Below are 23,045 nucleotides of genomic sequence, written 5' to 3'. Positions count from 1 at the left end.
TCAAGGGGAGCGCAGCCGATGGAACCAATTTCACTCGCAATCCGCATCGCCATGATGTCGGCCGTGCCGCTCGGCGGCGTGCTGTGGCTCGGCATGGGCTCGGGCGCGCAATATTACGAGGTCGCGCCCACGCAGGCGCGCGCGGCGATCAGCAGCGCCTATCTGCCCACCCACGTTCTCGGCACGTATGTGAAGGGCAGCCGCGTGACCCGGCCCGACAACGAGACGGTCGTGACCGCGCTGATCGGCGAGGGCGGCGTCGAGCTGATGCGCTTCGTCACCAAGGTCGAGCCCGACGGCACGGGCTCCTCGGTGACCACCACCGTCGAACCGCCGGTCGGCAAGAATGCCGAGCGCGCCAGCAAGGCGATGAAGTCGCACGGCTACATCATGGCGCTGATGGACAAGGTTGCGCAGGAACACGTCGATGCCGCGATCGAGAAGCGGCCTTTCAACATGATGGCCCTCAATCCCGCCGGCGAAGCGGCGGCCAGTGCCATCCCCGGCATGAAGGAGCAGATCGCCGAGGCCAACGAAACGGCGGCGATGTTCTCGCGGATGGAGCAGGAGGAGCGCCGTTTCAGCACCTCGTCGCAGGCCGGCGGCTGGGGCTCGAACACGCCCAAGAGCACGAGCACCATGAGCACCGGCGCACCCCGCAAGAGCGGCGGCTGGGGTCCGGATGCCTCGCAAAACAGCGGTGGTTGGGGCGCGAATACGCCGAGGAGCGACGACTGGGGCAACTAAGGCGCTGCGCCGCGCGGGTCTCGGGATCAGCCTTCCCGCGCCACCCGGAAACCCGCGAAATCCTGGTTGACCGGCATCAGCTCGATCCGGTTGATGTTGAGGTGCGGCGGGAGGGCGGCGATCCAGCCGATGGTGTCGGCGATATCTGCGGCGGTCATCGGGTTCATGCCGCGATAGAGGTCGTCCGAGGCCTGCTGGCTGCCGGTGCGCACCAGCGTGAACTCGGTCTCGACCATCCCGGGCTCGATGCTGGTCACGCGCACGCCGGTGCCATGAAGGTCCGCGCGCAGGGCGAGCGTGAAGTGGTTCACAAAGGCCTTGGAGCCAGCGTAGACGTTGCCGCCCGGGTAGATGTAGTTCCCCGCCACCGAGCCGATGGCGATGATCGCGCCCTTGCGCTCGATCAGCTGGGGCAGCAGCTTGCGGGTCACCGTCACCATCGCGGTCACGTTGGTGTCGATCATCGTCTGCCAGTTGGCGAGATCGGCATTCTGCGCGGCGGAAAGCCCTTGGGCAAGGCCGGCATTGTTCACCAGCAGATCGAGATCGCGGAACACCTCGGGCAGGTTCGCCAGTGCGGCATCGAGCGCGGCGGTGTCGCGCACGTCGAAGCAGGCGGTGTGAACCTTGTCCGGCCCAAGCTCCGCCACCAGCGCATCGAGCCGTTCCTGCCGCCGCCCGGTGGCGACGCAGCGCCAGCCGTCCGCGACGAGGCGGCGGACGGTGGCAAGGCCGATGCCGGCGGTGGCGCCGGTGACGAAGGCGGTCTTGCTCATCCCCGCAGCTCCCCGCCCAGCTTGGCCGCGGCGGCGACGACCTTCTCGGCGATGGCCTTGAGGTCGGCGTCCTTGAAGCTCGCCTCGCCCGGCTGGAGGGTGACTTCGACCGCGACGGACTTCTTGCCCTCGGGAACGCCCTGCCCGGCGAAGACGTCGAAGACGCGAACGCCGGTAATCGCCACCTTGTCCGCGCCCTGAACGCTGCGCACGAGGTCGCCCGCCGCCAGCGTCGCCGGAACGAGGAAGGCAAAGTCGCGGGTCACGGCCTGCAAGGCGGGCGGGGTAAAGCCGGGGCGCGCGAAGGCGGCGTTCTTCTTCGGCGGGATCGCGTCGAGGAACAGTTCCACGGCGGCGATCGGCCCGTCGGCGTCAAAGGCCTTGAGGGTCGAGGGATGCACCATCCCGAAGCGCGCCAGCACCACCTTGGGGCCGAGGCGCAGGGTGGCCGATTGGCCGGGGTGGAACTGCGGTCCCGCTTCCCCCATCACCATCAGGTTGGCCACGGGAGCGCCAGCCGCCTCGAGCAGCTGAAGCGCGAGCGCCTTGGCGTCATAGGCGTCGAAGGCCTGCGCCTTGCCACTCTGCCACCCGCGCGGGGTCTTCTCGCCCGCGAGCACGATGCCGAGGGTCGGCTTCTCGTCGCTGAGCCCGTTCGCACCCCGGAAGTAACGCCGCCCGATCTCGAATAGGCGTGAGCCGGGCGCGCCGCGATCGGCATTGCGCTTGGCCGCCATCAGCAGGCCGGGGAGCAGCGAGGGGCGCATCGCCTTCATGTCCTCGCTGATCGGGTTGGCGAGGACCCAGAGGGGCTGGTCGGACGCGAAATGCTCCGCCGCCCAGGTGGGCAGGAAGGACCACGTCACCGCTTCGTTGAGCCCGCTCGCGGCGGCGGCGCGGCGCAGGCCCCGTTCCAGCCTCTGCTGCGGCGTGGCGGTGGGGCGCGCGACGCCCTCCACGCGGGGGAGCGCGACACTGGCGACCTTGTCGAGGCCGTGGATGCGCACGACCTCCTCGACGAGGTCGGCCGGGCCTTCGATGTCGTGGCGGCGCAGCGGGCAGGTGACCTGCCAGCCCTCGCCCACGGTGAAGCCGAGGCTCTCGAGGATGCGCTTCTGCTCGCCCTCGGGCACCTCCACCCCGCCGAGGCGGGTGGTGAGGCCGGGGTCGAAGGCGACGACCTTCGCCTGCGACGGCGGCGAACCGGCGCGCACCGCCTCGCTGGGCTGGCCGCCTGCAAGCTCGACGATGAGGCCGGTGAGGAGGTCAAGCCCGGCGTCGAGGAACTCGGGGTCCACGCCGCGCTCGAAACGGGTGCGGGCATCGCTGGACAAGCCCAGCTTGCGCCCGGTCGCGCCGATGCGGGCGGGGTCGAAATAGGCGATTTCGAGCAGCACGTCGGTCGTGCCCTCCGACACGCCCGAATGCTCGCCGCCCATGATCCCGGCGATGTCGTGGACCTGGGTGTCGTCGGCGATCACGACCATCTCGGGATCGAGCCGGTAGGTCTTTTCGTTGAGCGCCAGCACTTCTTCGCCGTCCTGCGCGCGCCGCGCCACCACCGCACCTTGCAGCTTGGCAAGGTCATAGGCGTGCGCCGGACGCCCGAAGCCGAGCATCAGGTAGTTGGTGAGGTCGACCAGCAGCGAGATCGGGCGCTGCCCTGCGCTCTTGAGGCGCTGCTGGAGCCACTCGGGCGAGGGGCCATTGCGCACGCCCTTCACGACGCGGCCATAGAAGGCCGGGCAGCCTTGCGCGTCGTCGGTGCGGATTTCGACCGGGCAGGCACCGCTCGCGGTGAAGGCGGGCATGGCAATCGGCTTCAGCGTCCCCAGGCCTTTGGCGGCCAGATCGCGGGCGATGCCGTAGACGCCCATGCAATCCGGGCGATTGGGGGTCACGGCGACCTCGATCACCGGATCGCTGCCGTGATAGTCCGAGAACGCCGTTCCGACCGGCGCGTCGTCGGGCAGTTCGATGATGCCGTCGTGATCCTCGCCCAGTTCGAGCTCGCGGGTCGAACACATCATGCCGTTCGATTCGACACCGCGGATCGCGCTCTTCCTCAGCACCATGCCGTTGGCGGGGACGACCGCGCCGGGGAGCCCCAGCACGCCCTTCATCCCGGCCCGCGCATTGGGCGCGCCGCACACGACCTGCAGTGGCTGGCCCTCGCCCGTGTCGACGGTCAGCACCTGGAGCTTGTCGGCATCGGGGTGGCGCGCGGCGGTCAGCACGTGAGCGATGCGGAAGCCGGCGAGCTTTTCCGCCGGGTCTTCGACGCCTTCGACCTCGAGGCCGATGGCGTTCAATGCATCGCAGATCTCCGAAACGGTGGCGGTGGTCTCAAGGTGGTCCTTGAGCCAGGTCAGCGAGAACTTCATCGGGCAACCTCCGCCTTGCGAGCACCGGCCTCCGTTCGCCTCGAGTGAAGTCGAGAGGCCCGGGCGGTGCACAAGCGTGTCTCGACTTCGCTCGACACGAACGGGGTGTGCAGCAGGACGATCATGCGCGGGCTCCCACGCCGGCGGACAGGGTCGGCTGGTCGAAGGGCGAGAAGCCATAATGCTGCAGCCAGCGCGGATCGCCGTCGAAGAAGGCGCGCAGGTCGTTCATCCCGTATTTGAGCATCGCGATGCGGTCGATCCCGAGGCCGAAGGCGAAACCCTGCCACTCGGCGGGATCGAGACCCCCGGCGGCGAGCACACGCGGGTTCATCATCCCGCTGCCGCCCAACTCCATCCATGCATGGCCCGGCGCATCGCCGTGCCCGCCGACGACGCGGCGGCCGCCCTCGTTCGAATAGCCGACATCGACTTCGACGCTCGGTTCGGTGAAGGGGAAGTAGGAGGGGCGCAGGCGCAGGACGATGTCCTCGCGCTCGAAGAAGGCCTTGAAGAAGGTCTCCAGCGTCCACTTGAGGTGGCCGAGGTGGATGCCCTTGTCGATCACCATGCCCTCGACCTGGTGGAACATCGGGGTGTGGGTCGCGTCGCTGTCCGAGCGGTACACGCGGCCCGGAGCGATCACGCGGATCGGCGCGCCCTGCTGGATCATGGCGCGGACCTGCACCGGCGAGGTGTGGGTGCGCAGGAGGATGTCCTTCCCGTCAGTGGTCTTATCGGGGAAATAGAACGTGTCATGCATCGCCCGCGCCGGGTGGGTCTCGTCCATGTTGAGCGCGGTGAAGTTGTGCCAGTCGTCCTCGATTTCGGGCCCGGTGGCGACCGCGAAGCCCAAGTCGGCGAAGATTTCGGCCAGTTCGTCCATCACCTGACTGACGGGGTGCACCGAACCCTTGGGCGCGGCGACGGCAGGCAGGGTAAGATCGACCGTCTCGCGCGCCAGCTGCTCTTCGAGCGCCGCGGCCTCGAGCGCGGCCTTCTTCGCCTCCAGCGCCTCGGCAATGCGGGCGCGGGCGGACTGGATCGCGGGGGCCGCCGCCGTGCGCTCCTCGGGGCTCATCCCGCCCAGGGTCTTCAGTTCAAGGCTCACCCAGCCCTTCTTGCCGAGGGTTTCGAGCCGCTCGGCCTCGAGTGCGTCGAGGCTTGATGCTGCGGCGATCGCGGCCAGCGCGGCCTCGGTCCGGGATGTGATGTCGGTCATGAAAACAGGGTGCTCTGCGCGAGGATTTTGCCGCCGCCCGCTAGCGGCAATTCGCCCGCATTGCAAAGGGAGAGGACGCCGCTGCGCCGCCGCACGGACCGAAGCAGGTCGGGGGCCGGGGCGGGGCGGGGCTGCTCCACAAGGCGCAGCAATGGAAAGGGCGGGCTCCCCGTGGGGAACCCGCCCTCGATCCGTGCCAGGCCGGAGCCCTGCGGCTTGCGCCGGCAGAGCGGCCCCCGCCGGCGTCAGGCCGGCAAAGCAGCTTTCGCCTGGGCGATCACGGCCTTGAAGGCGCCGCCTTCGTTCATCGCGAGATCGGCCATCGCCTTGCGATCGAGTTCGATGCCGGCGAGCTTGATGCCGTGCATGAACTGCGAATAGGTCAGGCCTTCCATGCGAACCGCAGCGTTGATGCGCTGGATCCACAGAGCGCGGAAGGTCCGCTTCTTCACCTTGCGGTCGCGGTAGGCATATTGCCCGGCCTTCTCGACCGCCTGACGGGCGATGCGGATGGTGTTCTTGCGGCGACCGCGATAGCCCTTGGCCTGGTCCAGAATCCGCTTGTGCTTGGCGCGGGTGGTAACACCCCTTTTGACGCGTGCCATATCAGTATATCCTTTTCTTGGTTCAGGGTGCCAAGCCTGCCCTCGCCCCCGCCCTTCCGCCCTTGATGCTACTTCCGTAAGGCCGGAAGGGCGGGCGCGATGGCAGTCGAGGCGGCGTCAGCCCCTCAGATCAATCCAGCCCGTAGGGCGCCCACTTCTTGATCGTCGGCGTATCGTTGGCCGACAGGACCGAGGTGCCGCGGTTGGTGCGGATATACTTGGCGTTGTGGCTGATCAGGCGGTGACGCTTGCCAGCGACGCCGTGCTTGACCTTGCCGGTGGCGGTGATCTTGAAGCGCTTCTTCACACCGCTCTTGGTCTTGAGCTTGGGCATTTTCATCTCCTGCATGAGACACGTCGGAACCGGCCATGGCAGCCCTTGTCGCCAGGCTGGCTGATTGATTCGTGTCGGTGAAGTGCGCGCGCTTAGGCGCATGGGCGGCGAAAGGCAAGGGGAACGGGGTGCGAGCGGCGGCAGGCGGCGGATCGGGACGTAACGATCATGACACGCTTCGGGCCGACATCACGCCATCCGCCGGCGCCCATCGTGATCTCTATGCGTGGGCGTCCTGATCGAGAATGCCCATCACGACCGGGATGGCACGAAATCCCTCGTCGGTGACTGTGTATTTCAGCATCGGCATTTGCGGGAAATCGAGGTCATGGTCCTCCACCATCCAGCCATGCTTGCCGATGCATTCCCAGAACTTCGCGTTCGGGCTTCCGGCTACCGTCACGCCGGAGGCTGCGTCATTCTCCAGCATCAAAGCCAGAATTGAGCGGTCACCCGGCGACAAGTTCCTGTAGGTCGCCTCCACATCGCGATCGTTAGCCAAAGCGGAAGCAACCTTGTCGAAGATCGTCATCTGTCACCTGCCAGAAAAGTTTCCATCATCTCGATATGGCGGGGCGCGAGCTGTATCTTTTCGAGGAAGCCACTGCGCGGCTCCGGCGTGGGCAAGATGTCGTCCGGACAGTCGCTGAAGCCGATGTGATCGGCATAGGTAAGCGCAAGCCACGGATCGGGTCCGCTCGTCTTGAGGTACGCAGCCAACCGAAACCCCTCCACCACGATGTAGCCCGGGACAGCCCCGTCCTTTGCCCACCAGAACATGGCGCGGCGGCCCGTGGGACGAAGCCATTCGGCAAGCGTCGGCACAGCCAGAAGCGCATGGCTGGGAGCGATGGCCCAGCGGCGATCTTCCGGTTCGATGGATGTGAGCCAATCGTATGAAGGCCAAAGTCCGATTGCGGCACTGAAGGGGCAATGTCCGCCCTCGTGCCCATCGGGTCGTTTCACGTTGAACCGATCATCCAGGGATTCTTCCGGGAATGACGTCATTTCCCAGTAAAGGTTGCTGAGCCCGAGCAAGCCTCTGCGCTCGAGGAAGACAACGTGCCGCGCAATCATCGCGCAGGTGGGATCGGGATAACCGCGATGGCGCGCCATCGCCTCCGCGTAGGTCGCGACCTGATCCATCCCGACTTCGACCAATTCTTCAACCGGAGGCGGCCGCCGTCCATAAGGTGTCCCGGGACGGATCGCGTTCACATCGATCGTGTCCGGATTTGGGGAAGTGCGCTTTCCGAAGAGGCGTCTGCCGAGAAACGAAGGATTCAATTTCCACCTGTGCCACAGTCCCGATACCGATGGGGAGCTACGCGATATTCGTTAAATTTCGGCACGATGCGCGGCATTTACGCGGCGCCATCAGGGATGGCGTCTGTGCCGGCTGCGCGCGTCATGCCAGGGCCCTTGCGCGTCGGGGAGAGCCGAACTTTCGACGAACCGCTCTCCTTCCCGGGCAATGGCCGCAACCGCGCCATTGCCGATCGCGCCAATCGGGCTAAGGGTGCGCGCATGACCGCTTCTGCCACGCCCCGTCCGAACACCCGCGCGCCGCAGGGCGGCTTCTTGCGCTTCGTGCGCTCGGCGGCGATCTTCTTCCGGGGCTTTGTCGAGAACCCGGCGATGGTCGCCTCGGTGGTGCCCTCCTCGCAGGCGACCATCGACGCGATGCTGGCCAAGGTCGACTGGGAGCGGTGCCGGCTTTTCGTGGAATACGGCCCAGGGGTGGGCACTTTCACGACCCGCATCCTCGAATGCCTGCCAGCGGACGGCAAGCTGCTGGCGATCGACACCAACCCGCGGTTCGTGGACTTCCTGAAGAAGACCATCGACGACCCCCGGCTGGAGGTGGTGCTCGGCTCGGCGACCGACGTCGAGAGCTTCGTGCGCGCGAGCGGAAGGGGCCGCGCCGACTACGTGATCTCGGGCCTGCCGTTCTCGGCGCTCCCGCCCGCTACGGCCGAGCAGATCGTCGATGCGACCTATGCCGTGCTGCGCGATGGCGGGGCCTTCATGACCTACCAGTTCCGCCCTGCCGCTCGCGATCTGACGGCGGCGCGGTTCGAGGCGATGGACACCGGCCTCGCCCTCTTCAACGTGCCCCCCTGCGTGCTCGCCTGGGGCTGGAAGCGCGAGGCGCTCGCCGCGCGCGAGGCGGCGGAGTAGCGGCGCACAGGGCCCGGTTGACAGGCGCCCGCCGCTCGCCCGATAGGATCGGGCGCTGAACGATCAAGCAACAGCGGGACCGACATGGCTGTGGGATATCTGGTGCTGGCACTGGTGCTGGCGCTGACGCTCAACGCGGGCGCGCGATGGGTGCGTGTCGCGGGAACCCTGATCGCGGCGCTTGGCCTCACCATGATGACCTGGTCGATCATCCTCGCCGATCTCGACGGGACCTTCGCGGCGATCCGGCCTGATGCGCCGCTGATCGCGCGCGCCACGCCCGTGATCCTCAACGGGCAGGCGGTGATTGCCGCTGCCGCGATCCTGTTCCTGCTGTGGTCCGCCTGGATGCAGGCGCGCCGCCCGGTGCGAGACCCCTTGCCGCTGCGCAACACGCCCGCGCAATTCGGCGCGGCCTCGCGCGGGTTTCACTGGGTGATCGCGGTGATGGTGCTGTGCTGCGTGCCGATCGGCCTGTTCATGTCGATCCTGCCGGAGGGCTTTGCCGGGCGCGAGGATTTCGTCGCCGCGCATCAGTCGCTGGGCCTCAGCGTGCTGGTGCTGGCGGCGGCGCGGCTCGCGTGGCTTGCGGCGAGCCCTGCGCCGGACCCGCTGAGCCGGCCCGGCACCTTCGAACATCGCCTCGCGCGGCTGGTCCACCTGGCGCTCTACGCCGCGATGATCGCCTTTCCGGTGAGCGGATATCTGATCGATCAGGGCAAGAGCGTCGCCTTCTACGGCTGGAAGGTGCCGCGCCCCGCCGTGCCCGCGCTCGCCGAGGCGGCGCTGCTGGTCCACGCCTGGGTGCTGCCGGCGGTGTTTTACGCGACGTTCGCTGCCCATCTCGCGGCGGTGCTGAAGCGGCACTTCGGGATGCGCGACCGGCAAGCGGTGCGGCGGATGCTGCGCTGACGCCTCAGCCCATCGCCTCGAGCACGTCCTCGAGCCGCGCCGGATCGCCCAATGCGATCACCGTGCCGTCGCTCCCTGCATCGAGAGGGTTGCCCTGCCAGTCGGCCATCATGCCGCCCGCGCCCTCCACCACCGGCACCAATGCGGCGTAATCGTGGAGCTTGAGCCCCGCCTCGATCACGATGTCGATGTGGCCCGAGGCGACGAGGCCGTAATTGTAGCAATCCCCGCCGAACACGATCTTCTTTTCGGCGACGCTCTTGGCCACCGACATGAAGGCGTCGGCCTCCTGGTTCGTGAAGAGGTGCGGGCTGGTGGTGGCGAGCACCGCGTCGGCGAGATCCTTCAAGGGCCGGCAGGCGGCGGGCTTGCCGCCAAACAGCGTCGGCTGGCCGATCCGTCCCACCCAGCGTTCCCCCGCGATCGGCTGGTCGATGATGCCGAGCACCGGCCAGCCATCCTGAAGCAGGGCGATGAGCGTGCCGAAGATCGGGCGCCCGGCGATGAAGCTGGTGGTGCCGTCGATCGGATCGAGCACCCACTGGCGGCCTGCGCCCTCGTTGCGGGTGCCGTATTCCTCGCCGATAATGCCGTCGCGCGGGAATTCCGCCTCGATCAGCCTGCGCATCGCCGCCTCCGCCGCGCGGTCGGCTTCGGTGACATAGGAGCGGTCGGCCTTGCGCTCCTCGCTCCACTGCCCCCGGAACAGCGGGCGGATCGCGTCCCCCGCCAGATCGGCAAGGCGCAGGGCAAGGGCGAGGTCTTTGTCGGTCATGTCAGGGCTCCGTTCGCCTCGAGCGACGTCGAGAGGCTGGTGCGGCTCGCAGGAGTGTCTCGACTTCGCTCGACACGAACGGCCACGGGCTTACGCCCTATTCCAATAGTCGAAGGCTTCGCGCTGTCGAGCCTCGGTGTAGCGCTTCGCCTCGGCACCCTCCCACGCCAGAGGCAGATCGGCGTGAATGCCGGTGCGGGCGACGAACCAGCCCTGTCCCGGCAACCCGTCCGACTGGCGCACCACCAGCACCGCAAGGCCCGGCTCCCCGCAGGCGCGGCCATCCTCGTCGATCCGGTCGAGCACCTTGCACAGCTGGCGCATCAGCGGGCGGGTGAAGGCGTGGCCGAGGATGCCGAGCAGCGCGCCATAGGTGAAGGTCTGCCGCGCACGGGCGGCTTCGATCAGCAAAGCGCGGACTTCGGCGGGGTCGAACATCAAGAACCGACCGCCTCGCGCGACGTCGAGAGGCCGGTCAGGGTTGTCTCGACTTCGCTCGACACGAACGGCGCTGGCTCAGTCGAACAGGCTCGAAACCGAGCTCTCGTCCGCGATCCGGCGGATCGCCTCGCCCACCAGCGGGGCGATGGGGAGCACGCGGATGCGGCTCGATTGCTCGGTCGCCTCGGTCGGGCGGATCGAATCCGTGATGACCAGCTCCTTGAGGCTCGACCCGTCGATGCGCGCCACCGCGCCGCCCGACAGCACCCCGTGGGTGATATAGGCCGCGACCGACTTCGCCCCGCCCTCGAGCAGCGCCTCGGCGGCGTTGACCAGCGTGCCGCCCGAATCCACGATGTCGTCGATGAGGATGCAATGCCGCCCGGCGACGTCGCCGATGATGTTCATCACCTCGCTCTCGCCCGGACGATCACGGCGCTTGTCGACGATCGCGAGCGGCGCGTTGTCGAGGCGCTTGGCGAGCGCGCGGGCGCGCACCACGCCGCCGACGTCGGGGGAGACGACCATCAGCGACTGGTCGCCGTAGCGCGCCTGGATGTCGGCGGCCATCACCGGCGCGGCGTAGAGATTGTCGGTCGGGATGTCGAAGAAGCCCTGGATCTGTCCTGCGTGGAGGTCCACCGCCAGCACCCGGTCAGCCCCCGCCTCGGTGATGAGGTTGGCGACGAGCTTCGCCGAGATCGGCGTCCTCGGCCCGGGCTTCCGGTCCTGCCGGGCATAGCCGAAATAGGGCACCACCGCGGTGATCCGCTTGGCCGAGGCGCGGCGCAGCGCATCGATGCAGATCAGGAGCTCCATGAGGTTGTCGTTTGCCGGGAAGTTGGTCGGCTGGACGACGAACACGTCCTCCCCGCGCACGTTCTCGTGGATCTCGACGAACACCTCCTCGTCCGAGAAGCGCCGCACGCTTGCGTCGGTCAACGGAATCTCGAGATAGGCCGCAATCGCCCGGGCGAGCGGCAGGTTCGAATTGCCGGACATGATCTTCATGGAAACGCGAATCCCCCGGGTATGCGTGACCAGCCCCGCCTAGCGCGGCGTCATGGAATTGCAACGCGTGAGGGAGGGATTGTCGCCAGGCGAAAGTGCCGTGGTGCGGGCATGTCCGCTTTCGGGCAATTGCAGCGCGGGCGCTGTTGGCCGGTTGTGGGTGGATTGCTGCCAATCAGATCTTCTTAGTCGACGGGTGGAGGAAACCGTAAGCTACCGACGCAGCCGTCCAGCCGACCAAAAACGACATCTCAATCACTGTTCCCTGAGCGTAGTTTATTAGGCTGTATAGTCCTATCCCCCCGCCCCAGAACAAAAGTGCTGTGAGAAATCGTTTCTCCATTCCCCGGTGCTCTATCATAGAGGTAGAACCGATAAAAATATGCGAGTGGTTGCGATGGTCCGCAACGGGGTCGCTTCCCGAACGGTAGCGATTTTCCCTAAACCCGCGAAAGCAGACGCTTACGCGCTACGCCTCCAGTTCGACGTCCCAATACAGCCAGTCGCGCCACGTTTCGTGGAGGTAGCCCGGCGGGAACAGGCGTCCGTGCTGCTGCAATTGCCAGCTGGTCGGGCGGATCGGGGCCTGGTGGACCGGCATCCCCGCCTGCTTGGGGGTGCGGCCGCCCTTCTTCATGTTGCACGGCGCGCAGGCGGTGATGATGTTCTCCCACGTGGTGCGCCCGCCCAGCCGGCGCGGAGTCACGTGATCGAAGGTGAGGTGCTCGCCGCTGCCGCAATACTGGCACTGGAAGCGGTCGCGCAGGAACACGTTGAAGCGGGTGAAGGCCGGGAATTCGGAGTGCTTCACATATTGGCGGAGCGCGATGACGCTCGGAATCTTCATGTCGAAGCTGGGCGAGTGCACCTCGCGGTCGTAGCTCGCGACGATGTCCACCCGGTCGAGGAACACTGCCTTGATCGCGGTCTGCCACGGCCACAGGCTGAGCGGGTAGTAGGACAGCGGGGTGTAATCGGCGTTGAGCACCAGCGCCGGGCAGGCGGACAGGTTGCGGGTCGGGTCTTCGTCGACCCCCCGGAACCGGGCAACCTTCTCGATCAGTTCGGCGTTGAACACAGGCCGTGTCCTCCCTGATTGACCACCATCCTGACCTTGCACGGCAAAGAGTCAAACCCGTGACAGGGCGCATATCCACAGGGAGAGGCTGTGGAGAGCCTGTGGATAGCGCAATGATCGGTCGTGTGGCATGGCCGCCGCGATGGACCGCCCCGCGCCTGACGTGACCCGCTTCGCGCCCAGCCCCAACGGGCACCTGCATTTGGGCCACGCGTTCTCGGCGATCGTGGCCCACGATCTGGCGGCGGCGCGCGGGGGCCGGTTCCTGCTCCGGATCGAGGATATCGACGGGCCGCGCTCGCGCCCGGAACTGGCGGAGGAATTCCGCGCCGATCTCGCCTGGCTGGGGCTCGCCTTCGAGGAGGTGCCCGCCCAGTCCACCCGCCTCGCCGCCTATGCCGCCGCCGCCGAGCGCCTCAAGGCGCGCGGGCTGCTCTACCCCTGCACCTGCACCCGCTCCGAGATCGCAGCAGCGGGCGCTCTCGAAGGCTCGGAGGGCCTGATCTACCCCGGCACCTGCAAACGCCGCCCGCCCGACCCCGCGCGCGCGGCGGCATGGCGGCTCGATGCAGAAAAGGCGCTGGCGGAAACCGGGCCACTGGTGTGGGAGGATGCGCTTGCGGGGCCGCAAGCCGTCGACCTTGCGGGGCTCGGCGACGTCGTGCTGGTGAGGAAGGACCTGCCCGCCTCCTACCACCTTGCCGTCACGCTCGACGATGCCGCGGACGGGGTGACGCTGGTCACGCGCGGCGCGGACCTGTTTGCCGCGACCCATGTGCACCGCACGCTTCAGGCGCTGCTCGGCCTCCCCGTGCCGCGCTGGCACCACCATCCGCTGCTGCTGGACGCGCAGGGGGAGAAGCTCGCCAAGCGCCGCGGATCCCCCGCTCTGGCCACCCGCCGCGCCGCCGGAGAGGACGGGGCGATGCTCGCACGGCAACTCAGGTTGCAACAATTGGTGCTTGGAACCTGAGCCGCGCGCGTCCATCTAGCGTTTCATGACCACCGTCCTCGTCATCGTCCTCGTCGTCCTCATGGGCCTCACCGCATTCTCGCTGATCCGCGGGGTGATCGCCTTCCTCAGGACGACCAAGATCGACCTCGAGACCGGCGAGGGCACCACGGCGACTGATATGCAGCTCGCCCAGAACAAGGCGATGTTCGCGCGGATCAAGTATCAGGGGCTCGCCATCGTGGTGGTGGCGGTCATCCTCGCGCTCGCGCGCTAGACGCCTCCGCCCCGAGCGGGCATAGGGCCGCCATGGTCAAGCTCAACCGGATCTACACCCGCACCGGCGACGACGGCACCACGGGCCTCGTCGACGGGTCGCGCTGCCCCAAGCATTCCGCCCGCATCGCCGCGATGGGCAAGGTCGACGAGGCGAACAGCGCGATCGGCCTCGCCGCCGTCAAGATGACCGGCGCACCCGGGGCCGAGATCGCGCGCATCCAGAACGACCTCTTCGATCTCGGCGCGGACCTTGCCACCCCGGGGGAGGACTTCACCCCGTCCGAGATGGTGCTGCGGATCGTCCCCGCGCAGGCCGAGTGGCTCGAGGCGCGGATCGACACGCTGAACGAGCAGCTCGAACCGCTCACCAGCTTCATCCTCCCCGGCGGCAGCGAGCTTGCCGCGCGGCTCCACGTCGCCCGCGCCACCACCCGCGCGGCGGAACGCGCGATGGTCGCGCTCGCCGCCGAGGATGCGGTCAATCCGGCGGCGCTCGCCTATATCAACCGCCTTTCGGACTACCTCTTCGTCCTCGCCCGGGTGGTGAACGACAACGGGCGGATGGACGTGAAGTGGGTGCCGGGTGCCAGCCGCTAGGCCATTGACCCGCTAGCCAGCCGCGATTTCCCTCGCTAGGGCAGCGCTTTTGCTGCACCTGCGAAGGAACCAACGCCCATGCGCAACATCGCCGTGATCGGAGCCGGACAGATGGGGACCGGCATCGCCCAGACCTGCGCCGGGCAGGGCCTCAAGGTCATGCTCACCGATGTCGACCTCGCCCGCGCCGAGGCCGGCAAGGCAGCGATCGAGAAGGCGCTGGTGAAGCTGATGGGCCGCGGAAAGATCGAGGCGGCCGAGGCGGAAAGCCTGCTCGCCCGCATCACCCCGGTCGCCGATTACGCGCCTTTCGCCGAAGCCGACCTCATCATTGAGGCCGCGACCGAGCGCGAGGAGATCAAGAACGCGATCTTCGCCAAGGCGGGCGAAGTGCTGCACGCAGACGCGATCATGGCGTCGAACACCTCCTCGATCCCGATCACCCGTATGGCGAACCATTCGCCCGATCCAGCGCGCTTCATCGGCCTCCACTTCTTCAACCCGGTGCCGGTCATGGGCCTCATCGAGGTGATCCCCGGCCTCGCCACTGCGCCTGCGACCACCGACCGCACCACCGCCTTCGCGCGCAGCCTCGGCAAGGAAGTGGTCCTCAGCCAGGACGAGCCCGGCTTCGTCGTCAACCGCATCCTCCTGCCGATGATCAACGAGGCGGTGTTCGTGCTCGGCCAGTCGACGGCGGGCATCGAGGACATCGACAAGGGCTGCCGCCTCGGCCTCAATCACCCGATGGGGCCGCTGCAACTGGCCGATTTCGTCGGGCTCGACACCTGCCTCGACATCATGAACGTGCTCTACACCACCACCCGCGACAGCAAGTATCGCGCCGCCCCGCTGCTGGTGAAGTATGTCGAGGCCGGGTGGCTGGGCCGCAAGACCGGGCGCGGCTTCTACGACTACACGGGCGAGGCGCCGGTCCCGACGCGCTAAGGCCGGGCGCAAGCGCGGCGCGGCTGGTCGCAGGGCCTGCAACATTGATCCTCCCTGCCCGGTTAGACGGGCGAAGGAGAATCCCCATGAGCGCACCCGAAGACAAGATTCCCGGCCACCCCGAGGGCCTCGCCCACGAGACCCGCAACCGCGAGCAGGACGACGAAGGCACGCAGGCGCAGGACGTCGCCGAAGACGCGCGCCGCGAGGACAGCCGCACCTCGAGCCCGCTCGAGAGCACCAAGCCTGCCAACGACGACTACGACCCCGCGCCGGACAGCAAGGGCGACCTCATCGACGAGATGAACCGCATGGAGGGCGAAGGCCGCATCGACATGTCGGCCTTCGCGGGCGAGCCCAACCATGACGACGAGCCCGGCATCTATGGCGGCGAGACCACCGACGATGACGACGCCGAGTGGCTCACCGCCGACGGCGAGGAGTTGAACGAGGAAGAGGATGCCCTCGAAGACGACGACGAGGATGCGGACGAACGCGCCGGGCTCGACGCGCTTCTCGCCGATGTGGAATTGCCCGAGGAGGACGAGGACGACGAGGACGCGTGACCCGCGCGCCCCAAGCGGTTTCCGACCAGCCTAGTTGACGATCACGGCCCCCGGCGCCAGCGGCGCGTTCATCGCCGACACCGCGCCCCCGTTCGCCGTGCCGGACGACGGCGGCTTCGGCGCAAAGCCGGGAGAGACATCCTGGAAGGGATTGGTCGGCGGATCTTCGGACGAGCCGCCGCCGCGGTTGTTGTTCTGAGAGGCCGAAGGACCCGGCGAATCGTACCAGCCGGACACCTGCTTCTTTTCGGTAGCGGGGGCGGCTTCCGTGGCCTCTTCCGTCGGCGCTTCGATCGCCGGCGCGGCGTCGGCCGGGCGGCTGCCGAAGCGGCTGGCGAGTTTGGGGAGCATCCCGCTGTCGTCCGACGTGCCGACCATCGACACGGCGCCGATCAACGTGACGGCGGCGAAGGCCAGCGCGGCCTTGCTGTTCTCGAACAGGGTTCTCGACATGGGCCCTGCCTAGCCCGAACGCGGTTAAGCCTTGGTTGAAATGTCAGCGGGCGGCTTTCGGCAGGGCGCGCTTCCATTCGTAGAGCAGGTCCAATGCCTCGCGCGGGGTCAGTGCGTCGAGATCGGCGGCGCGCAGGGCCTCGGCCAGCTGCGCCTCGGGGCCTTGCGGCTCTGGCTCGGCGCGCTGGAGGTTGGCGAACAGCGGCAGATCGCCGAGCCCTGCCGCGATCCCCCCGGTCGCCTCGCGCTGCGCCTCGAGCTTGGCGAGCACCGCCTTGGCCCGGGCGACGACATTGGCGGGCACCCCGGCGAGCCGTGCGACGGCGAGGCCGTAGGAGCGGTCCGCGGGGCCATCGGCAAGCTCGTGGAGCAGCACCAGATCGCCCTGCCACTCGCGCGCGCGGACGTGGTGGAGCGAGAGCGCCTCGCAGGTCTCGGCCAGCCGCGCGAGCTCGTGATAATGCGTGGCGAACAGGCAGCGGCACTTGATCTGCGTGTGGACAGCCTCGGCCACCGCCCAGGCGAGCGCGAGGCCGTCATAGGTCGATGTGCCGCGCCCCACTTCGTCGAGGATCACGAAGCTGCGGGAGGTCGCCTGCGCAAGGATCGCGGCGGTCTCGACCATCTCGACCATGAAGGTCGAACGCCCCCGCGCGAGGTTGTCGGCGGCGCCCACGCGGCTGAACAGGCGGTCGACGAGGCCGATGCGGGCGGCTGACGCAGGCACGAAGCACCCGGCCTGCGCGAGCAGCACGATCAAGGCGTTCTGCCGCAGGAAGGTCGACTTGCCCCCCATGTTCGGGCCGCCGATCAGCCACAGCCGGTCGTCGCCGTTCAGCCCGCAGTCGTTGGCGACAAAGCGCTCCCCGGTCTTGGCGAGCGCGGCCTCCACCACCGGGTGGCGCCCGCCGGTGATGGTGAGGCAGGGCTCGTCCAGCACCTCGGGGCGGCACCAGTCGCCCTCCGCCGCGCGCTCGGCATTGCCCGCGCCGACATCGAGGCGGGCGAGCGCGGCGGCGGTCGCGGCGATGCTCTCGCGCGCGGCGCATACTTCCGCCACCAGGCCCAAGAAATGCGCTTCCTCGCAGGCGAGCGCGTGGCCCCCGGCCTCGGCGATGCGGCTCGCTTCCTCGTGGAGCTTCAAGGAGTTGAAGCGCACCGCCCCCGCCATCGTCTGGCGGTGGGTGAACCCGCTGTCCGCTGCCATCAGCGGATCGGCATGGCGCGCGGGCACCTCGATGAAGTAGCCGAGCACCCCGTTGTGGCGGATCTTGAGCGTCGCGATCCCGGTCTCCTCGCGGTAGCGCGCCTCCATCGCGGCGATGGCGCGGCGCGCGTCGCCCGAGGTGGCACGCAGCTCGTCGAGGCCCGCGTCATAGCCGTCGGCGATGAACCCGCCGCTGGAGCGTTCGGTCGGCGGGGTGGGCACCAGCGCCCGCGAGAGATGGTCCGTCAGCGCGCCGTGGCCGGTCAGCCGGGCGATGATGCTTTCCAGCAGCGCGGGCCGGTCGGGCGCGCCCGCAAGCCAGTGGTGCAGCCGCGCCGCCTCGCTGAGGCCATCGCGCAGCTGGCCGAGATCGCGCGGGGAGCCCCGCCCCGCCACCACACGGCCCAGAGCGCGGCCAAGATCGGGCACGCCGCGCAGGGCATCGCGCAAGCTCGCCCGCTCGATGGGCCGGTCCCGCCAGAACTGCACCAGCGCCAGCCGCGCCTCGATGGCGCCCGCATCCAGGAGGGGCGCCGAGAGGTCCTCCGCCAAAGCCCTCGAGCCCGCGCCGGTGACGCAGCGGTCGACCGCGCCGATCAGGCTCCCGGCGCGCCCGCCTTGCGCCGCCTCCAGGATCTCGAGGCTCGCCCGGGTCGCGGCGTCCATCGCCATCGTGCCGCCGGTCTCGCGCAGCATGGGGGGCAGCAGCAGCGGCAGGCTCCCGCGTCCGACATGATCGAGATAGGCGACGAGGCCGCCGGCGGCCGCCAGCATGGCCCGCGTGAAGGCGCCGAAGGCATCGAGCGTCGCGACCCCGTGGACCTGCTTCAACCGCTCCGCCCCGGCGTCGCTCGCGAAGGTCGAGCGCGGGCGCAGGATCGCCTCCTCGGGGCCGTGCGGCCAGTCCTCCGGCACCACCACCTCGCTGGGGCCGAGCCGCGCCAAGGACGCGCCGAGCAGTTCGGCCGGGCACTCCTCCAGCACCATCGCGCCGGTCGAGACGTCCACGGCGGCGATCCCCACCGCGCCCCTGAGCTCCGCCAGCGCCACCAGCACGTTCGCGCGCCGGGGCTCGAGCAGCGCCTCCTCGGTCAGCGTCCCCGCCGTCACCAGCCGCACGATCGCGCGGCCCACCAGCACCTTGGACGATGGCAGCCCCTCGCGCTTGGCGCGCGCCTTGGCTTCCTCGGGCGTTTCGACCTGCTCGGCGATGGCGACCCGCTCGCCCGCCTTGATGAGCCGCGCGAGGTAGCTCTCCGCCGAATGCACCGGCACCCCGCACATCGGGATCGCCTGCCCGCCATGCTCCCCGCGCGTGGTCAGCGCGATGTCGAGGATCGCCGCTGCCCTCCGCGCGTCCTCGAAGAACAGCTCGAAGAAATCGCCCATGCGGTAGAACAGCAGCGCATCGCCCGCCTCTTCCCGAAGGCGCAGATATTGCGCCATCATCGGGGTGGGTTTGGGATCGTCGAGCGCGGCCATCGCTCCCGCCTACCCCCATGCGGCCCGATTCGGGAACGCCCGCGCAGACCGCTTTCCCCGAACCTCGCGCGCGCCGGGCATTTCCGCCTATCGCATCCCCGCCGGCGGCGCTAAGCGGAACGCGACTTTCGGGTATGCAAAGGACTTGCCACCATGGCCGAGGAATCCAAGGGCGGCTTCACCGCGCGCGAGGCGCTGTTCTATCACGAGACGATCCGCCCGGGTAAGCTCGAGATCAACGCCACCAAGCCGCTGACCTCGCAGCGCGACCTCAGCCTCGCCTATTCGCCCGGCGTCGCCGTGCCGGTGGAAGCGATCGCCGCCGATCCGGCGCTCGCCGCGCGCTACACCACGCGCTCCAACATGGTGGCGGTGATCTCCAACGGCACCGCGATCCTCGGCCTCGGCAACTTGGGCGCGCTGGCGGCGAAGCCGGTGATGGAAGGCAAGGCGGTGCTGTTCAAGCGCTTCGCCGACGTCGATTCCATCGACATCGAACTCGCCACCGAAGACCCGGAGGCCTTCATCAACGCCGTCGCGCTGATGGAGCCGAGCTTCGGCGGCATCAACCTGGAAGACATCAAGGCGCCCGAGTGCTTCATTATCGAGGCCGCCCTCCGGGAACGCATGAAGATCCCGGTGATGCACGACGACCAGCACGGCACCGCGATCATCACCGCAGCCGGCCTGCTCAACGCCTGCCACCTGACGGGCCGCGACATCCGCGACGTCAAGGTGGTGGTCAACGGCGCGGGCGCGGCCGCCATCGCCTGCACCGCGCTCATCAAGGCGATGGGCGTGCGCCACGACAACGTCATCATGTGCGACCGCTCCGGGCCTTTGACGCCGGGCCGCGCCGAGATGGACCAGTGGAAGAGCGCCCACGCCGTCGCCACCTCCGCCACCAGCCTCGAGGAGGCGCTGGTGGGCGCCGACATCTTCCTCGGCCTCTCCGCCGCGGGCGCGCTGAAGCCCCAGTGGGTCGAGAAGATGGCCGACAAGCCGATCATCTTCGCGATGGCGAACCCCGTGCCCGAAATCATGCCCGACGAGGCCAAGGCGGTCCGCCCCGACGCGATCATCGCCACCGGCCGCTCGGACTTCCCCAACCAGGTCAACAACGTGCTGGGCTTCCCCTTCATCTTCCGCGGCGCGCTGGACGTGCAGGCGACCACCATCAACGAGGAGATGAAGATCGCCGCCGCCGAGGCGATCGCCGGGCTCGCCCGCCAGCAGGTGCCCGAGGAAGTGGCGCTCGCCTATGGCAAGAACCAGAAGTTCGGCACCGACTACATCATCCCCGCCCCCTTCGATCCCCGGCTGATCGAGGTGGTGTCCTCGGCGGTCGCCAAGGCGGCGATGGATTCGGGCGTGGCGCAGGCGCGGATCGAGGATTTCGACGCCTACCGCCTCCACCTCCGCTCGCGCCTCAATCCCACGACCTCGGTGCTCTCGGGCGTCTACGAGGTCGCGCGCAGCAATCCCAAGCGCATGGTCTTCGCGGAAGCCGAGGAGGAGGTGGTGCTGCGCGCCGCGATCCAGTACCGCGATTTCGGCTACGGCACGCCGATCCTGGTGGGCCGCACCAAGGCGGTGCTCGACAAGCTGCACCAGCTCTCGGTCGGCGATCCGGGCAGCTTCGAGATCCAGAACTCGGCCGACAGCGAGCACGTGCCGGCGATGGTCGCCTATCTCTACAAGCGATTGCAGCGGCGCGGCTTCACCGAGCGCGACGTGCGGCGCATGGTCAACCAGGACCGCAACGTCTTCGCCTCGCTGCTGGTCGCGCTGGGGCACGGCGACGGGATGATCACCGGCATGACCCGCACCTTCGCGCAGACCGTGCGCGAGGTGACGCTGGTGCTCGATGCCAAGGAGGGCGCGCTGCCTTTCGGCATCCACATGATGATCGGCAAGAACCACACCACCTTCCTCGCCGACACCACCATGAACGAGCGCCCCAACGCCGAGGCGCTCGCCCATATCGCCAAGGAGACCGCCGCCGTCGCCCGGCGCATGGGGCACGAACCGCGCGTGGCGTTTCTCAGCTATTCGACCTTCGGCAACCCCTCCGGCCAGTGGCTCGACAACATCCGCGCGGCGGTGGCGATCCTCGACCGCGAGGACCCGGGCTTCGAATACGAGGGCGAGATGGCCCCCGACGCGGCGCTGAACCCGAAGGTGATGGCGCTCTATCCCTTCAGCCGCCTGTCCGGCCCGGCCAACGTGCTGGTGATGCCGGGGCTGCAATCGGCGAACCTTTCGGCCAAGCTACTGCGCGAACTGGGCAGCAACGCCACCATCGGGCCGATGATGATCGGGATGGCAAAGCCCGTGCAGATCGTGCCGATGACCGCGAGCGTGCCCGACGTGCTGACGCTCGCCGTGCTGGCGAGCGCGGGCGTGGTGGGGTGAGGCGATGATCCCCTGCCAGAGGGATCGCTTCGCGATTCCCGAAGGGGTGCATTATCTCAACTGCGCCTACATGGCGCCGCTCAGCCACGACGTCATCGCCGCGATGGATGCCGGCGCGCGGGCCAAGGCGAGCCCGTGGCGCTACCGCCCGGCGGACTTCTTCACCGTGTCGGAAAGTTTCCGCGAGAAGGCGGCGCGGATTGCGGGCGTTGCGGCGGATTGCATCGCCATCGTTCCCTCGGCGAGCTACGGCCTCGCGGTTGCGGCGGCCAACGTGCCGCTCGCGCGCGGGCAGGAGGTGGTGACGCTCGCCGGGCAATTCCCCTCCAACGTCTATGTCTGGCAGGAGCTTGTCTCGCGCGTCGGCGCTTCGGTCCGCGCGGTCGAACGCCCCTCGCAGAGCTGCTGGAGCGAGGCGGTGCTCGAAACGATTCACCCCGACACCGGCATCGTCGCCGTGCCGCACTGCCACTGGGCGGATGGGCGGGTGGTCGATCTGGTGGCGGTCGGCGCGAAGTGCCGGGAGGTGGGCGCGGCGCTGGTGCTCGACCTCACCCAATCGCTGGGCGCGATGCCGATCGATCTTGCTGCGGTCGATCCCGATTTCGCGGTCGCGGCCCGTTACAAGTGGCTGATGGGGCCCTACGGGACGGGGATGCTCTACGTCGCGCCCCGTCATCACGGAGGCACGCCCATCGAGCACAACTGGATCAATCGCGCGGGCTCGGAGGATTTTGCGCGGCTGGTGGATTATCGTGCGGATTTCCAGCCCGGCGCGCGGCGCTTCGACATGGGCGAGAAGGCCAACCCGCCGCTGCTGATGGGCGCCGGCGCGGGCCTCGATTTCCTGCTGACCTTCGGGGTCGAGGCCATTGCCGCGAGCCTCGCCGCGCAGACCGAGGCGCTCGCCGCCCGCGCCGCCGCGCTGGGGCTGGAGGCGGCGCCGGTGGGCACGCGCGCCCCGCATTTCCTGTCACTGGGCTTCCCGGCGGGCGTGCCCGAGGGCCTGACCGAAAGCCTGGCCGCGCGCGAGATCCATGTCTCGCTGCGCGGAACCTCGCTGCGTGTGACCCCGCACCTCTACAACGACGCGGCCGATGCAGAGGCGCTGATCGCAGCCCTGGGCTAGACAGGGTCCAAGCAGGGCCAGAGGGGACCTCGACTCCCTCCAGCTCCCCTCCAGACCCCCGCCAGACCCCCGCCAGCCTGCGGTTGCGGGGATGTTTCACGTGAAACATCGCCTGCCGGATCAGGCCTCGGCGGCGGCCGGGTTGACCTCGCCCGATGCAATGCCGGTCATGTGCTGGTCGCCGCTGCGGGTATCCTCGAGGCACTTGGCGAGCACGCCCGCATCCTCCTCCAGCCCCAGCCGCCGGGCGAATGCGGCGGCGGTGCCGTAGCCCGAGATGCCGTAGTGGGTCATGCGCTGGTACTGGGCGATGATCGAGGCATCGCGCACGTCCTCGTCGCTGAAATCGGCCTCGACGCCATGCGCCCGGGCCTCGGCGACGAGGCCTTCCATGCCCTTGCAATGTTCGCCGCGCGGGTTGGCATTGTGCTTCTCTATCAGGGACTTGAGCTGGTCCATGCCGTCCTGGACCCCGTCCGCGCCCGCTTCGAGGGCGTCCTTCAACTGCTCGGAACTGGCGGCCCTGGCGAGCTCGTTCGTGACCTGCAACG

24 protein-coding genes are annotated in these 23,045 nt (G+C 68.5%); 10 read left to right on the top strand and 14 right to left on the bottom strand.

The features are described from left to right. The first annotated feature begins 18 nt into the window (after positions 1–18). The gene (locus OPU67_RS00625) at positions 19–747 is read left to right on the top strand and encodes a hypothetical protein (RefSeq protein WP_267616778.1); all 729 of its coding nucleotides are present in this window, start codon (positions 19–21) and stop codon (positions 745–747) included. 26 nt (positions 748–773) lie between these two features. Here OPU67_RS00625 and OPU67_RS00620 read toward each other — a convergent pair whose 3' ends face one another. From OPU67_RS00620 to OPU67_RS00590, 7 genes are all read right to left on the bottom strand, one after another. Then, entirely contained in the window at positions 774–1,523 is a 750-nt protein-coding gene (locus OPU67_RS00620; protein WP_267616776.1) for an SDR family NAD(P)-dependent oxidoreductase, read from the bottom strand. Beyond that, complete coding sequence (gene pheT, locus OPU67_RS00615) at positions 1,520–3,907, bottom strand: phenylalanine--tRNA ligase subunit beta (RefSeq protein ID WP_267616774.1); 2,388 nt, start codon at positions 3,905–3,907, stop codon at positions 1,520–1,522. The genes OPU67_RS00620 and pheT overlap by 4 nt, the downstream gene beginning before the upstream one ends. Positions 3,908–4,028: 121 nt before the next feature. Continuing rightward, positions 4,029–5,129, bottom strand: a complete 1,101-nt coding sequence (gene pheS, locus OPU67_RS00610; RefSeq protein ID WP_267616772.1) for a phenylalanine--tRNA ligase subunit alpha — start codon at positions 5,127–5,129, stop codon at positions 4,029–4,031. Between the two features lie 245 nt (positions 5,130–5,374). Further along, positions 5,375–5,734: a 50S ribosomal protein L20 gene (gene rplT, locus OPU67_RS00605; protein WP_066531814.1), complete on the bottom strand. Its 360-nt coding sequence runs from the start codon at positions 5,732–5,734 to the stop codon at positions 5,375–5,377. Positions 5,735–5,864: 130 nt separating this feature from the next. Continuing rightward, a complete protein-coding gene (rpmI, locus tag OPU67_RS00600; protein WP_026092007.1) occupies positions 5,865–6,068 on the bottom strand; it encodes a 50S ribosomal protein L35 in 204 nt (67 codons plus the stop codon). A gap of 220 nt (positions 6,069–6,288) precedes the next feature. Then, a complete protein-coding gene (locus OPU67_RS00595) occupies positions 6,289–6,600 on the bottom strand; it encodes a hypothetical protein (protein WP_267616764.1) in 312 nt (103 codons plus the stop codon). Beyond that, a complete protein-coding gene (locus OPU67_RS00590; RefSeq protein WP_267616762.1) occupies positions 6,597–7,214 on the bottom strand; it encodes a hypothetical protein in 618 nt (205 codons plus the stop codon). The genes OPU67_RS00595 and OPU67_RS00590 overlap by 4 nt, the downstream gene beginning before the upstream one ends. 381 nt (positions 7,215–7,595) lie before the next feature. On the opposite strand from OPU67_RS00590, the gene OPU67_RS00585 reads away from it, so the two are divergent. Together OPU67_RS00585 and OPU67_RS00580 are read left to right on the top strand one after the other, a co-directional pair. Then, entirely contained in the window at positions 7,596–8,249 is a 654-nt protein-coding gene (locus OPU67_RS00585) for a class I SAM-dependent methyltransferase (protein WP_267616760.1), read from the top strand. A gap of 84 nt (positions 8,250–8,333) precedes the next feature. Next, a complete protein-coding gene (locus tag OPU67_RS00580; protein ID WP_267616758.1) occupies positions 8,334–9,161 on the top strand; it encodes a cytochrome b in 828 nt (275 codons plus the stop codon). A gap of 4 nt (positions 9,162–9,165) precedes the next feature. On the opposite strand, the gene hisN is transcribed toward OPU67_RS00580, so the two are convergent. From hisN to OPU67_RS00560, 4 genes are all read right to left on the bottom strand, one after another. Beyond that, positions 9,166–9,936, bottom strand: a complete 771-nt coding sequence (gene hisN / locus OPU67_RS00575) for a histidinol-phosphatase (RefSeq protein WP_267616757.1) — start codon at positions 9,934–9,936, stop codon at positions 9,166–9,168. A gap of 90 nt (positions 9,937–10,026) precedes the next feature. Further along, complete coding sequence (locus OPU67_RS00570; protein WP_267616756.1) at positions 10,027–10,374, bottom strand: ribose-phosphate pyrophosphokinase; 348 nt, start codon at positions 10,372–10,374, stop codon at positions 10,027–10,029. Positions 10,375–10,452: 78 nt separating this feature from the next. Beyond that, entirely contained in the window at positions 10,453–11,388 is a 936-nt protein-coding gene (locus OPU67_RS00565) for a ribose-phosphate pyrophosphokinase (protein WP_267616755.1), read from the bottom strand. A gap of 469 nt (positions 11,389–11,857) precedes the next feature. After that, the gene (locus tag OPU67_RS00560) at positions 11,858–12,466 is read right to left on the bottom strand and encodes an HNH endonuclease (RefSeq protein WP_267616754.1); all 609 of its coding nucleotides are present in this window, start codon (positions 12,464–12,466) and stop codon (positions 11,858–11,860) included. A gap of 130 nt (positions 12,467–12,596) precedes the next feature. Here OPU67_RS00560 and gluQRS point away from each other — a divergent pair, with 130 nt between their 5' ends. The 5 genes from gluQRS (at position 12,597) to OPU67_RS16325 (ending at position 15,808) form a co-directional block, all read left to right on the top strand. Further along, positions 12,597–13,439: a tRNA glutamyl-Q(34) synthetase GluQRS gene (gluQRS, locus tag OPU67_RS00555; RefSeq protein ID WP_267616753.1), complete on the top strand. Its 843-nt coding sequence runs from the start codon at positions 12,597–12,599 to the stop codon at positions 13,437–13,439. Between the two features lie 25 nt (positions 13,440–13,464). After that, positions 13,465–13,695 (top strand): hypothetical protein, encoded by a 231-nt coding sequence (locus OPU67_RS00550; RefSeq protein WP_267616752.1) that lies wholly within the window; start codon positions 13,465–13,467, stop codon positions 13,693–13,695. A 32-nt stretch (positions 13,696–13,727) separates the two neighbouring features. Further along, complete coding sequence (locus OPU67_RS00545) at positions 13,728–14,294, top strand: cob(I)yrinic acid a,c-diamide adenosyltransferase (protein WP_267616751.1); 567 nt, start codon at positions 13,728–13,730, stop codon at positions 14,292–14,294. Positions 14,295–14,372: 78 nt separating this feature from the next. Beyond that, positions 14,373–15,242: a 3-hydroxyacyl-CoA dehydrogenase NAD-binding domain-containing protein gene (locus tag OPU67_RS00540; protein ID WP_267616750.1), complete on the top strand. Its 870-nt coding sequence runs from the start codon at positions 14,373–14,375 to the stop codon at positions 15,240–15,242. An 86-nt stretch (positions 15,243–15,328) separates the two neighbouring features. Then, positions 15,329–15,808: a hypothetical protein gene (locus tag OPU67_RS16325; RefSeq protein WP_324255312.1), complete on the top strand. Its 480-nt coding sequence runs from the start codon at positions 15,329–15,331 to the stop codon at positions 15,806–15,808. A 30-nt stretch (positions 15,809–15,838) separates the two neighbouring features. Here the strand turns inward: OPU67_RS16325 and OPU67_RS00530 are convergent, their stop codons facing one another. Together OPU67_RS00530 and mutS are read right to left on the bottom strand one after the other, a co-directional pair. Beyond that, on the bottom strand, positions 15,839–16,261 hold the full coding sequence (locus tag OPU67_RS00530) for a hypothetical protein (RefSeq protein WP_267616748.1): 423 nt from the start codon (positions 16,259–16,261) through the stop codon (positions 15,839–15,841). Between the two features lie 43 nt (positions 16,262–16,304). Beyond that, positions 16,305–18,950 carry a DNA mismatch repair protein MutS gene (gene mutS / locus OPU67_RS00525; RefSeq protein WP_267616746.1) on the bottom strand — a complete coding sequence of 882 codons (2,646 nt, stop codon included), beginning with the start codon at positions 18,948–18,950 and terminating at the stop codon, positions 16,305–16,307. Positions 18,951–19,103: 153 nt separating this feature from the next. Between mutS and OPU67_RS00520 the strand changes: the two genes are divergently transcribed. Beyond that, a complete protein-coding gene (locus tag OPU67_RS00520) occupies positions 19,104–21,365 on the top strand; it encodes an NADP-dependent malic enzyme (RefSeq protein WP_267616745.1) in 2,262 nt (753 codons plus the stop codon). 4 nt (positions 21,366–21,369) lie between these two features. Further along, positions 21,370–22,494: an aminotransferase class V-fold PLP-dependent enzyme gene (locus OPU67_RS00515; protein WP_267616743.1), complete on the top strand. Its 1,125-nt coding sequence runs from the start codon at positions 21,370–21,372 to the stop codon at positions 22,492–22,494. Positions 22,495–22,614: 120 nt separating this feature from the next. Here OPU67_RS00515 and OPU67_RS00510 read toward each other — a convergent pair whose 3' ends face one another. After that, entirely contained in the window at positions 22,615–23,043 is a 429-nt protein-coding gene (locus OPU67_RS00510) for a DUF892 family protein (RefSeq protein WP_267616740.1), read from the bottom strand. Positions 23,044–23,045: the final 2 nt, after the last annotated feature.

Origin of the sequence: Erythrobacter sp. WG (assembly GCF_026586795.1) — a bacterium.
Lineage (GTDB): Bacteria > Pseudomonadota > Alphaproteobacteria > Sphingomonadales > Sphingomonadaceae > Erythrobacter.
The sequence above is the reverse complement of the archived record's forward strand: the minus strand, read 5'-3'. Positions and strand labels throughout refer to the sequence as shown.

Bases quoted from the DNA above. Each gene is read 5' to 3' on its own strand.
- OPU67_RS00625 (WP_267616778.1), top strand. From the start codon at position 19: ATGGAACCAATTTCACTCGCAATCCGCATCGCCATGATGTCGGCCGTG.
- OPU67_RS00620 (WP_267616776.1), bottom strand. From the start codon at position 1,523: ATGAGCAAGACCGCCTTCGTCACCGGCGCCACCGCCGGCATCGGCCTT.
- pheT (WP_267616774.1), bottom strand. From the start codon at position 3,907: ATGAAGTTCTCGCTGACCTGGCTCAAGGACCACCTTGAGACCACCGCC.
- pheS (WP_267616772.1), bottom strand. From the start codon at position 5,129: ATGACCGACATCACATCCCGGACCGAGGCCGCGCTGGCCGCGATCGCC.
- rplT (WP_066531814.1), bottom strand. From the start codon at position 5,734: ATGGCACGCGTCAAAAGGGGTGTTACCACCCGCGCCAAGCACAAGCGG.
- rpmI (WP_026092007.1), bottom strand. From the start codon at position 6,068: ATGCCCAAGCTCAAGACCAAGAGCGGTGTGAAGAAGCGCTTCAAGATC.
- OPU67_RS00595 (WP_267616764.1), bottom strand. From the start codon at position 6,600: ATGACGATCTTCGACAAGGTTGCTTCCGCTTTGGCTAACGATCGCGAT.
- OPU67_RS00590 (WP_267616762.1), bottom strand. From the start codon at position 7,214: ATGGATCAGGTCGCGACCTACGCGGAGGCGATGGCGCGCCATCGCGGT.
- OPU67_RS00585 (WP_267616760.1), top strand. From the start codon at position 7,596: ATGACCGCTTCTGCCACGCCCCGTCCGAACACCCGCGCGCCGCAGGGC.
- OPU67_RS00580 (WP_267616758.1), top strand. From the start codon at position 8,334: ATGGCTGTGGGATATCTGGTGCTGGCACTGGTGCTGGCGCTGACGCTC.
- hisN (WP_267616757.1), bottom strand. From the start codon at position 9,936: ATGACCGACAAAGACCTCGCCCTTGCCCTGCGCCTTGCCGATCTGGCG.
- OPU67_RS00570 (WP_267616756.1), bottom strand. From the start codon at position 10,374: ATGTTCGACCCCGCCGAAGTCCGCGCTTTGCTGATCGAAGCCGCCCGT.
- OPU67_RS00565 (WP_267616755.1), bottom strand. From the start codon at position 11,388: ATGAAGATCATGTCCGGCAATTCGAACCTGCCGCTCGCCCGGGCGATT.
- gluQRS (WP_267616753.1), top strand. From the start codon at position 12,597: ATGGCCGCCGCGATGGACCGCCCCGCGCCTGACGTGACCCGCTTCGCG.
- OPU67_RS00550 (WP_267616752.1), top strand. From the start codon at position 13,465: ATGACCACCGTCCTCGTCATCGTCCTCGTCGTCCTCATGGGCCTCACC.
- OPU67_RS00545 (WP_267616751.1), top strand. From the start codon at position 13,728: ATGGTCAAGCTCAACCGGATCTACACCCGCACCGGCGACGACGGCACC.
- OPU67_RS00540 (WP_267616750.1), top strand. From the start codon at position 14,373: ATGCGCAACATCGCCGTGATCGGAGCCGGACAGATGGGGACCGGCATC.
- OPU67_RS16325 (WP_324255312.1), top strand. From the start codon at position 15,329: ATGAGCGCACCCGAAGACAAGATTCCCGGCCACCCCGAGGGCCTCGCC.
- OPU67_RS00530 (WP_267616748.1), bottom strand. From the start codon at position 16,261: ATGTCGAGAACCCTGTTCGAGAACAGCAAGGCCGCGCTGGCCTTCGCC.
- mutS (WP_267616746.1), bottom strand. From the start codon at position 18,950: ATGGCCGCGCTCGACGATCCCAAACCCACCCCGATGATGGCGCAATAT.
- OPU67_RS00520 (WP_267616745.1), top strand. From the start codon at position 19,104: ATGGCCGAGGAATCCAAGGGCGGCTTCACCGCGCGCGAGGCGCTGTTC.
- OPU67_RS00515 (WP_267616743.1), top strand. From the start codon at position 21,370: ATGATCCCCTGCCAGAGGGATCGCTTCGCGATTCCCGAAGGGGTGCAT.